Annotated in this window: 4 protein-coding genes and 1 pseudogene; all 5 read right to left on the bottom strand. The window is 46.2% G+C overall.

Translation table 11 applies throughout. The annotated features are described in order from the left end of the window. Positions 1 to 16: 16 nt before the first annotated feature. Positions 17 to 751 (bottom strand): SapC family protein, encoded by a 735-nt coding sequence (locus XMA152_RS10250; protein ID WP_173483534.1) that lies wholly within the window; start codon positions 749 to 751, stop codon positions 17 to 19. Between the two features lie 126 nt (positions 752 to 877). After that, entirely contained in the window at positions 878 to 1,276 is a 399-nt protein-coding gene (locus XMA152_RS10245; RefSeq protein WP_173483533.1) for a hypothetical protein, read from the bottom strand. 40 nt (positions 1,277 to 1,316) lie between these two features. Beyond that, a pseudogene (locus XMA152_RS10240) lies at positions 1,317 to 2,134 on the bottom strand (IS3 family transposase). Positions 2,135 to 2,338: 204 nt separating this feature from the next. Further along, the gene (locus XMA152_RS10235; protein ID WP_173483532.1) at positions 2,339 to 5,800 is read right to left on the bottom strand and encodes a calcium-binding protein; all 3,462 of its coding nucleotides are present in this window, start codon (positions 5,798 to 5,800) and stop codon (positions 2,339 to 2,341) included. A gap of 214 nt (positions 5,801 to 6,014) precedes the next feature. Further along, on the bottom strand, positions 6,015 to 12,242 hold the full coding sequence (locus tag XMA152_RS10230) for a tandem-95 repeat protein (RefSeq protein WP_173483531.1): 6,228 nt from the start codon (positions 12,240 to 12,242) through the stop codon (positions 6,015 to 6,017). Positions 12,243 to 12,252: the final 10 nt, after the last annotated feature.

Below are 12,252 nucleotides of genomic sequence, written 5' to 3'. Positions count from 1 at the left end.
AAAATCTCTAAGGCACTTAATGAACGTTTTCGTCTTGATTCGAATTACCAATATTGTTGGCACGTACCTTCAATAGATTTTCTATGTTTCTTAGTGAGCTCAAGTGCGCGTAAACAATCGGAAGATAGCCTCGTTTCCTAAATGTTAAAAAAATCTCATCCGATAACTTTTCAAAACGCTCATTGTTAATAGCAAAACAACCTGTAATAGATTTTACCTCTTCACCTTCTTTAACCCTCAGGTTAAGCGGAGCTAAAAGGTTATGCTCTTTTAGAAGCTGACAAAACGCATTGGTTTGTAGTTCCATTTTGCGCAGTTCAAGAAGGTAGTTTTTAGCTGACTCTAAAAGCTTAGTAGGTTCACCGCTGTCATCAAACAACACTTCACCCTCACTTTCAGACAGAACAGAACTACCTTCATCGATGCAAACGGCAAATTCATCATTATTCGGGCCAGATGCTAAAGCAAATGGATAACGACGAAGAATCGCGGGGATATAACGTGCTGACCATTTTCCCTCATCAGAGAGTAAAAGATTTTCACCTGGTTTCACACCGAGCATAGCCACTGGTTTAAATTCACCATCCTCTGCTTCGACAAATACAACAGGGTATTCTGCGGAGGCCATTGGAAATTCTGAAGCCATCAAACCAAGTAGATGCGATTTATTGGCGAATGAAAAATCTTTAATCGGTAGTACTTTTAAAGACTTGTGTGACTCTTTACTAAGCGGAACCAACTTGGAGAACATGTATAACCCTTGTTAATTTGAATGCATCGATGAAACAAAATTGAATATATAATTATAATCAGGGACGATGTAATACATTTCAAGTACACCGAGTCAATAAAGCCATAAAATTAAACCAATAGACCATTAGACAATATCAAGAGTGTAACTCGAATCAACATCGCCCATAGCCACCCAAGTTAAAGGCTGTTCGAGGAGATCAGCGTTCAACTGATCCGTGTAACCGTCACTGGTTTCAACCACTGCTTTGAACCCACTAGAAGATTCCAATTTTACGATTTGGCGCAGTTGACTGATCACGTCAGAAATACCGATATCACCGCTGCCATCCATATCGGCAGCAATGGCCGATTTGCCGGTTAAAGTATCAAGTTTAACGATGTGGCGTAAGCTAGCAATAACATCGCTGATACCTACGTCAGGGGCCAAATTAGCACTGGCCACTAACGTCATCTCGAAAGTCCCACTCGGTAGAATATCAGCAGCGTACTGGGTCAAGTCGTAACCGTAACCGCTGAGGTTCACTGCGCTACCATTAAGGGGCTCCCTCTTACTGGTTCACAGCCTAAGAGATTGGGCACGCCTCCGCGCTCTTCTGAGCCACGTACTCTAACGGGGATAGATTATTGATATCCCTGTGAGGCCGAGTGCTGTTGTACTCATTCCACCACGACTCGGATTTTCTTTGGCATCCTCGTAGCTGGTAAACCAATGACAGTTCAAACACTCGTCTCTAAACTACCGTAGAACGACTCTAAGAAGGTGTTGTCAGTGGGTTTACAGTCGAGAGAAGGCCAGAGTAACTTTGTTGCTGTAAGCCCAAAGGGCTATGAGTCTTCCGGGAAATTCGCTGCTGTTATTGCAAAAGATTTTCTTGGGTACACCTCGTTTGAACAGAATTTGGTTCAACGTTTTAACCACATCCTAGCTACGAAGTCGGGGGCCATTTGGTGTCGCGAGGCACTCTCGACTGAACGTATCGATTACCGTAAGTATTCGAATTTTTCGCCCTTCATAGAATTGATCAGCTACAAAATCCATTGCCCAGGATTCATTAATCGCCGTTGCTGGTTTTTGCTCGGTATGTCGCTTTGAGCCGCTCACGTTGCGTCTTGGCCGCTTCGGCCACCATTGCCGGCCCTCTGGGCAATAGAGGCGATGGATGCGTTTCTTGTTGAACTCGTGTCCTTCTCGCCGCAACTGAACATGGAGGCGAAGCCCTCGGAGTTGATCCGGTTCTAAGCCGCCATAATCCTTTTTCCAGCTATAAAACGTGCCTACTGGGATAAAAAGCTTGCGGCAGATCTCGGCAACAGTAGTGCCAGCTTCATACTGCTTTAACGCCGCCATAATTTGTTCTACTGAGTAGCGTTTTCTTTTCATGATTTCGGCCTCCTTAATAGCCAATTTCATGCCCAAAACTCTCATACAGTATGGGACCAAAATGCCTAGAGACCGTCATTCGTGTACGTCAAAAACTGTTCTGTGTAGAGGCTTGTATGTAAAAGTTCTTGGATGGTAACTTGAGAACTAGGGGTATGGTCGTGCAGGTAATTCGCGATGGCTAGTTTTTGGTTCCTCCGAAGATCAGACCAGCTCTAATGGTGTCCAGGATAGGTCAGCATCACCCGCTGCCACTACATACAGCTCGGTAACACTATCATCGAACATGAATTGATGATTACCCTGCGCATCAACAATACGAGCATTAGGTGCTTCTTGTAGCCCTACGATCTGTCGCAGTGAGCTAATAACATCACTAATATCTACAGAACCATTGGCATCATTGTCTGCAGCTGCTTTATTTAAGCCCGTTAGTTGAGATAACCCTTCTATATGATTTAGCTGGCTTATTACATCTGAAATGTCTACAGCACCCTCGGTAGTCTTTTGTAACTCTGCTGAGATGATTTGGGTGTTAGTTGTTAACAGGTTAGCGGCAGAAGCAGAGCTTCCGATTCCGTTGGAGTCTATAAAGTAAATATTTCCAGAGGTTAAAGACGTATTATTAGAACCGAACAGCGGGATTGTTTGGTTACCAAGCGCTGCGTCAGTGAAGGATTGAACTTCATTCCCCGATAGATCAATAAAAGGGTCCCCGCTTGAAGGCTTAACATAATCAAGAGCGAGAGATTGAATAGTCACATCCGATCTAAAATCAATCACCAGTTTTACTTCGCTAAGGTCACTCATGCTGGTGGCGAAGAATACAGACACTGGAGAGCCATTTATCTCTAAGTCAAATGACGAAGCGGGGACATTAAAGTAATCAAGGTCTTCATTGAAAGTCAGGATCAAATCGATGAAACCGGAGCTATCGACAGCCTCAATCGAGACAAGCTGCGGCGATTGAATATCGGGTATCAAGTTTTCACTCAAGCCCATAAATTCACCACCTTCATTGATGTATGCCTCAAAAATATGAGCCGCACCTGTAGATGGCGTCAAAGTGACCTGTCCCAGGGATGGGCTGCCAAAAGCTATGTCGCCTGACTCTATTAAAGACGGACTGCTGATATCGGATAGGTCATAAAGTTTATATTTATCAATTGACGCGTCATCGTTTGAAGAGAATAGCTCCAAGAGATCAGAGCTATACCCTTCACCGGATGGAAAACTTATGTACCCCTCATAACCCCATCCTGATGGCAGGTCCGCAGGACCCAATGGCGATTGGAAAGGACTGTACGCATAAAAAACATCATTCGATTCATCCAGTATGACAAATTGATCACCAGCAGGCGCAACGTTTAAGGTTAATTCAGAAGAACTGACCAAGTCATCCTCTAAAAACAGCCCCGCTGGAAACTCAAATTCGAACTTATCCAATGATAATCGGTTGCCTGCGCCCGGACTAACCGTAAGAACACCATCACTCGAAAGTGAAGTGTTTGATGAGGTTAAAGAAAGACTAAAGTATTCATACGGCTGATAATGCTGCGTGACATTGTTTATCGTATAGCCTGTTACAACGACATCACTCAGCTTCGTGTCTACCAGACTAATAGCGCCAGATGCTGCAAGCTCAATCTCGTATTTATATTCAGTTGAACTGACATAAACCTCTTTGAAACTTTCAATCTCAACTGTCGGACCCGTTAACCCAGTGCCGTAGGATGACGCAACCGAATCATCGAAAGTGATAACGCTAGAGAGCACAGCAGCATAATCTGACGTGTTTACGCCGGAAAAAATCTCTCCATTAAAGGCTACAAACAGTCCATCTAATTCAGAATTACTATCGGAGTCACTGACATAAAATGCATGCGCATATGTGTTCGAATTACGGGTGATATCTAAGCCAAAAATACCATCTGAGGTAATGCCTTGAATTGTTGAGGCCAACCCTGTCACGTCAACCGCATCAAGCCAAGTAATTGTTGACGACGTTAGACCCGTTTCCCCAGATAACAAAATAGTGTCCTCAGCACTAAGGTCACCAATAAGATCTATCTTCTCACTATCATCATTTAGACCTGAACCCAAAGTGGATTCAGAGGCCTGTAAAAACTCAAACAAGTCGGCATCCTTGCCACCGTAAAGAAAGTCATCGTTCTCACCACCAAACAAACGATCCTTGCCTTCTCCACCAAATAACTGATCTCGACTTGTTGAGCCCACAAGATAATCATTAGACGTATTACGTCCAATAAGTCCGTAGAACTCATCACTTTTATTTAATGCCGTAGCGGCTGATGCATTATTAGTATCTAGAAGATGTAGCACTTGGGTGAACGGTCCATCAGAAAATGGATCATTAACCATTTCAACGTCTATGGTAGATAGATGACCACCTACATCGGTCAGACTTCCGATGACTGCCCCGTCTTTAATGATCTCAATCTCAAGATCATCACCCACCCGTGCCGCAGACACATAATCATACAGATCTGCGTCTGGACCAAAATCAATCAGCCTTAGACCCTTGTCATCTGCATCCGAAATAAGGGTATCGAAACCATCAAGGCCCAATTTGTAATGGAAGTAGTCGGCACCAGCGCCACCATCCATGTAATCTGCGCCAGACCCACTAACGAGTTGGTCATCACCATCACCACCAAATAATTCATTACTGCCACCTGATGACAATAAATAATCATTACCATCCAAGCCTTTTAAAGCGTTGTCACCCGTGTCATTCGATGCAGTACCAATAACAAAGTTGTCATTAGCATCACCTTCATTGGAATAAGAAATCCAATAGGTATCTAGGTCAGCTTGAATTTTGTCAATGCCGTTATAGTAACCACCAAAATTCGACACCGAGAAATCAACTGTGGAGAGAACCGAGGCGTCTGTGTAACTTAGGGAGTTGAGCTCAATATCTACCGATTGTTCAATTAAGTTCGTGTCATTGTTATAGGTTATTTTTCTTTCACCGGTTGCAATGACAATGTCATCTGCATCGATTTCAAGAACATCACCTTCACTATCAATTGCTCCGTTATACTCAGAGACGCTGAAACTCTTATCACTCAAGGCGTCCCATATATACGTGTCATTTTGTGACCACGTTCCCTTGAACGAATCGCCATCACCTGGAACCCAGGCATAGTTGCCATTAAAGTCAAAAGAGACTTCTCTATCACCGATTTTAAGGATGACTTCCTCAAAATTTCTGAAGATAGGAGCTTTTGCGGTATTAAGCTCTGACGGCCAGATCTCTATTTGAGTAAAACTGACTGAATCCACTGAATACGATGAATCTCTGATATCAATGATCGGATAAGACATCAGATTAGTGCCATCAGACGTCGACCACGACAACCCTGAAGAGCTGATTGCTAAGCCATTTTCTTGAGCGTTTAGATCATAGTACTGATCAATTAGTGATTGTGGTGCTACAATAGTAAGAACATCATGACCATCGCCTGCATCAAAATAAAATTGGTTGTACTCAATTAGAAGTAATTCTTCATATGTTAACGTTAATTGATCATCTGCAGCGGAGGCATTAGCTATTTGAGTAGTATTAATCTGTACAGACCAACCCTGCTCATCGGAGATGTAATAGTCAACAATTGATGCCGAATTTGAAGTAGTGCTCATATTTCGCTCCTATTTGCTCAGACGTACTCGTGCACAAATTCATGCTGCAACTAGCAACTAGCAACTAGCGGGAAGTTTTTCATATCATAAAGATAAACTTATCTTACACTACATAAAATGCCACGGAGAGTAAATGGAACCCCCATTGAGGTTACTGACCTCTCCCCGAAAAACCAGACCATGACCTTGATGAGATTTCCATTTAACATAAAGGCTAGACAAGCTCTAATGGTGTCCAAGATAAGTCTGCATCACCTGCTGCAACTACATATAGTTCAGTAACACTATCATCGAACATGAACTGATGATCACCCTGTGCATCAACTATACGAGCATTAGGTGCTTCTTGTAGTCCTACTATTTGTCTGAGCGAGCTAATCACATCACTTATGTCTACAGAACCATTGGCATCGTTATCTGCAGCTGCTTTGTTTAAGCCCGATAGTTCAGATAAGCCTACAATGTGACTTAGTTGGCTAATGACGTCTGATATGTCTACTGCACCTTCTGTAGTCTCATCTAACTCTGCTGAAAGGATCTGGGTGTCAGTTGGCCCAATTTCGGTAACTGCAAGCGTGCTATCAGATCCTTTGGCATCGCTAAACTTAATTCTTCCAGAAGTCAGCACTGAATCACTTGCGCTGAATAATGGAATGCTAGCTTTATTCACTATAGCTGTTTCAGAACTAAGTGATTCCTCATAAGTACCATGACCATCTATGTAATAGGCGGTAACAGTAATTTTCTTGCCCACATCATCTGTAGAGAGAATATACGTGCTATTGGTGGCATCTGTAATAGCCGTTCCATCACGGTTCCACTGATACGTAATAGTTCCAAGACCGTCAGCATCTGCTAGATCATTAGAGGCTTTAAGGATCTGCCCCTGCGTAACTATTCCGCTGATAGTGACGGTACCGCTCGGCGTATCGTTCGTGTTCGTGACCACTAGATCAAAGGTATCCGATACCGAGGTGCCTGCAATATCGGTCGCAGTGACCTTCACCGAGAGCGTGCCTACATCTGCATTGAGCGGTGTACCACTGAACGTATTGGCCTGATCATCAAAGCTAAGCCATCCCGGTAACGCTGAACCATCAGATAGAGTTGCACTGAGGATCAGTACTTCACCAACATCAACATCGGCAAAAGTACTCGCTGGTACCACAAAACTCAAGTCACTGTCTTCAGCAACGCTTTGATCGCTGATCGCATTGACCAATGTCGGTGTATCATTGACCGCCGCAATAGACACAGCAATGACTTGAGTTTTAGTGTATCCAGCATCATCGGTAATGGTGACCGTAAAGCTATCGTTACCGTTGAAGTTGGTAGCCGGTGTGTAACTCCAGGCACCGGTCGCTTCATCAATGCTTGCAGAGCCGTGCTCGGGGTTCGTTGTGACGCTAAAGTAACTTCCATCTGTTAGACCATCTTGGTCGCTAACTAGCAGCGTACCTGTTACAGAGGCTGCTTCCTCGTCACCGGATCCTGATGTACCACCCGTAACGACACTCGGATCGTTTAGATCGACAACGATGACCGTGACCGCAAGCGTCTGCGCTGCACTGTTACTGTCTGTAGCGATCACGTTGAAACTGTAGCTGTCTTTAGCCTCGTAGTTCGCAGAGGCCAGAAGCGTTACATCACCGGAGGTTGCATCGATGCTCAGAAGAGCTTTATCAGTACCGCCAAGTGAGTAGGTAATATCATCGCCATCCACATCGCTTGCCACAGCAGTGTAGATGACGGTTGTCGTGACAGCATTCTCATCCACAGAACTAGTGGTAGCACTACTGAAGGCTGGAAGGTCGTTAACACTCGCAACAGTGATAGATGCTGTAGCCAAAGCAGAGGTTGCATCGCCATCGGTTGCGGTAAACGTGAAGGAGGTTGAACCAAACCAGTTCGCTGTCGGCTTGAAGTACAGGGTTAAAGCGTTAGCGGTCGCACTTAGGACATCATCCTCAGCAACTGTGCTCGTCAGGTCTGCATCGCTGTAGAGTGTGCCATTGCCTGGTAGCGACGTAACCTTAAAGCTATCAATGGCATCACCCACATCAATGTCAGCACCGGTAAGCGTAATCGCAACGGTCGCATCTTCATCCTCAGCGACGGAGATCGACGATGCGGTCGGCGTATCGTTCGTGTTCGTGACCACTAGATCAAAGGTATCCGATACCGAGGTGCCTGCAATATCGGTCGCAGTGACCTTCACCGAGAGCGTGCCTACATCTGCATTGAGTGGTGTACCACTGAACGTATTGGTCTGATCATCAAAGCTGAACCATCCCGGTAACGCTGAACCATCAGATAGAGTTGCACTGAGGGTCAATACATCACCAGCATCAACATCGGCAAAAGTACTCGCTGGTACCACAAAACTCAAGTCACTGTCTTCAGCAACGCTTTGATCGCTGATCGCATTGACCAATGTCGGTGTATCATTGACCGCCGCAATAGACACAGCAATGACTTGAGTTTTAGTGTATCCAGCATCATCGGTAATGGTGACCGTAAAGCTATCGTTACCGTTGAAGTTGGTAGCCGGTGTGTAACTCCAGGCACCGGTCGCTTCATCAATGCTTGCAGAGCCGTGCTCGGGGTTCGTTGTGACGCTAAAGTAACTTCCATCTGTTAGACCATCTTGGTCGCTAACTAGCAGCGTACCTGTTACAGAGGCTGCTTCCTCGTCACCGGATCCTGATGTACCACCCGTAACGACACTCGGATCGTTTAGATCGACAACGCTGACCGTGACCGCAAGCGTCTGCGCTGCACTGTTACTGTCTGTAGCGATCACGTTGAAACTGTAGCTGTCTTTAGCCTCGTAGTTCGCAGAGGCCAGAAGCGTTACATCACCGGAGGTTGCATCGATGCTCAGAAGAGCTTTATCAGTACCGCCAAGTGAGTAGGTAATATCATCGCCATCCACATCGCTTGCCACAGCAGTGTAGATGACGGTTGTCGTGACAGCATTCTCATCCACAGAACTAGTGGTAGCGCTACTGAAGGCTGGAAGGTCGTTAACACTCGCAACAGTGATAGATGCTGTAGCCAAAGCAGAGGTTGCATCGCCATCGGTTGCGGTAAACGTGAAGGAGGTTGAACCAAACCAGTTCGCTGTCGGCTTGAAGTACAGGGTTAAAGCGTTAGCGGTCGCACTTAGGACATCATCCTTAGCGACTGGGCTCGTCAGGTCTGCATCGCTGTAGAGTGTGCCATTGCTTGGTAGCGACGTAACTGTAAAGCTATCAATGGCATCACCCACATCAATGTCGGCACCGGTGAGCGTAATCGCAACAGTTGCATCTTCATTCTCAGCGGCGGAGATCGACGATGCGGTCGGCGTATCGTTCGTGTTCGCGACCACTAGATCAAAGGTATCCGATACCGAGGTGCCTGCTATATCGGTCGCAGTAACCTTCACCGAGAGCGTGCCTACATCTGCATTGAGCGGTGTACCACTGAACGTATTGGCCTGATCATCAAAGCTAAGCCATCCCGGTAACGCTGAACCATCAGATAGAGTTGCACTGAGGGTCAATACATCACCAGCATCAACATCGGCAAAAGTAACGGCTGGTAACACAAAACTAAAGTCACTGTCTTCGGCAACGCTTTGATCGCTGATTGCATTGACCAATGTCGGTGTATCGTTAACCGCTGCAATAGCAACGCCAATGACTTGAGTTTTAGTGTATCCAGCATCATCGGTAATGGTGACCGTAAAGCTATCGTTACCGTTGAAGTTCGCAGTCGGTGTGTAACCCCAAGCACCGGTCGCTTCATCGATGCTTGCAGAGCCGTGCTCTGGGTTCGTTGTGACGCTAAAGTAACTTCCATCCGTTAGGCCATCTTGGTCAGTAACTAGCAGCGTACCTGTCACAGCGGTTGCTTCTTCATCACCGGATCCTGATGTACCCCCTGTGACGATACTGGGATCGTTAAGATCGACAACACTGACAGTGACCGCAAGTGTCTGTGCTGCACTGTTACTGTCTGTAGCGATCACGTTGAAGCTGTAACTGTCTTTAGCCTCGTAGTTAGCTGAGGCTAGAAGCGTTACATCACCGGAGGTTGCATCGATGCTCAGCAGGTCTTTGTCAGGTCCGCCGAGTGAGTAGGTAATCTCATCGCCCTCTACATCACTGGCTACTGAGGAGTAGATGACGGTTGTCGTGACAGCATTCTCATCCACTGAGCTAGTGGTAGCGCTACTGAAGGCTGGTAGGTCGTTAACACTCGCAACACTGATAGACGCTGTCGCCGAAGCTGAGGTTGCATCGCCATCGGTTGCCGTAAAGGTAAACGACGTCGAACCAAACCAGTTCGCTGTCGGCTTGAAGTAAAGGGTTAAAGCGTTAGCAGTTGCACTTAGGGCATCATCCTTAGCGACCGTGCTCGTCAGATCTGCATCGCTGTAGAGAGTGCCATTGCCTGGTAGCGACGTAACACTATAGCTATCAATGGCATCACCCACATCAATGTCAGCACCGGTCAGCGTAATCGCAACGATTGCATCTTCATCCTCTGCAACGGAGATCGACGGTGCGGTCGGTGTATCATTCGTGTTCGTGACCACTAGATCAAAGGTATCCGATACCGAGGTGTCTGCAATATCCGTTGCAGTAACCGTCACTGAGAGCGTGCCTACATCTGCATTGAGCGGTGTACCACTGAACGTATTGGTCTGATCATCAAAGCTGAGCCATCCCGGTAACGCAGAACCATCAGACAGGGTTGCACTGAGGATCAGTACATCACCAGCATCGACATCGGCGAAGGTATTGGTTGGAACCACAAAACTAAAGTCACTGTCTTCGGCAACGCTTTGATCGCTGATTGCATTGACCAGTGTCGGGGTATCGTTGGTGGGCGTCACCACCGGAGTATCGCTGGCGGTTCCCTCCAAGCTGCCATCGCTTACCTTTAAGTCGATCGCATCCAGGCTGTCGCCCGCATTAACCGCGTCAATACCTGTTTGGGTTAACAACACCTGCTGATTGACGACATCTAAGGTGTAGTGCGCGCTCGCTGCATTAAAAGTAACGGTTAAAATATCACCATCTTGGTCAGCGATTGTGTAACGCCCGGCAACAGTGACATCTGCAACCAAACCTCCCGCATCTTCTGTAAAGTCATTAGCTGTAATGTTAATAATGGGAGCATAGTTAGAATAACCTATCATCAAACTAGATTTGGCTATACTCAAATCGGTTGGGTCATAAACGCTGGAGATGAACAATGATCCGATCGGCCCAGCTTCAGAAGATAGCGAGAATGAAGTAGTGTCAACGCCGGAGTAATCTACAACTGAAGTTTCACCGTCGACAGCACTGTAATGCAGTAACTCTGGCGATTCCTCGGACCCGCCGGCTTCGTAGGACACTGTTGTAAAGTAAATGGTCGTTCCAGTGTTATTGGCGCTCTGTAGTACAGCACCTAGGCTTAACTCCTCCCCAGAAAGCTGAGATAAACGATTAATAGACCCATCCTGAAAATAGAAAACGTCATCTGAGTCGTTATTATCGGCTTCAACAAGTGTGCCGGCAGAAGATGTAAATAAAAGTCCCGCAGTAGTCAGCTGAACCGCTGCTTCAGCGGTACTTACAAATCCTGACGCAGTCGCGTCGACGCCAATCGAGGCCAGCGTAAATAAAACCGAGTCAGCATTTATTCCTGTATCATCTACTGATGCACTCCAAACATAAGCATCCGTTTTAGCGCCCTGCTGATCCGATACTTCACTGGAGTTAGCGTCAATCGACGGCCTTACATATGCGGCGTCGGTTACAAATGCTATTCGCAGCTCTCCATCTGAGTACATCAGGTCCGCGAGGTAGGTATCCTCATATACTTCCGCTCCACCTACAAAACTGACACGAGTTATTTCGCCAGTATCTCGATCTAAAAGGTAGATGTCCGAGCTATCGTTGATATCAGGCGAGAGCTCATCTGCAAGCAGGGCACTTGATGTCTGCAGTGCTAAAAACCGACCGTCAGCACTCGTTTCAATTCGCTCGATATCAATTTGAGCATCTATACCAAATTCTGATAGCAACAGATTCGAGTCTGCAACAGTCCCATTATTGATGAGTATCAGATCTGATTCGTCTGACGCTTTTAGCCCCGCATCAACAAACAGTTGCCAATCATCTGAATTCCCAACGAGTACTACATCAAAAACTTCATAATCAGCGGCCTGACCGGTAAGTGTCGCCGAGAGCATCGAGTTAACCGACGTATAGGTTTGCGCCTGCACATCGTAGATGTAATAGGTGGTGTACTGTGTCCCGGGCTCAAGATCATCGAAATAACGGACCTTTACCAACGCCAACTTCTCGTCGGCGCTGATGGAGGTCGCTTCAATATAGGTCAGCGTTGCTGACGCAAGAGCCACATCATCGAGTAATGGTAATGCAATACGCTCAAGAATCACCGTTTCGCCA

Origin of the sequence: Marinobacterium sp. xm-a-152 (assembly GCF_013282965.1) — a bacterium.
Taxonomy (GTDB): domain Bacteria; phylum Pseudomonadota; class Gammaproteobacteria; order Pseudomonadales; family Balneatricaceae; genus Marinobacterium_E.
The sequence above is the reverse complement of the archived record's forward strand: the minus strand, read 5'-3'. Positions and strand labels throughout refer to the sequence as shown.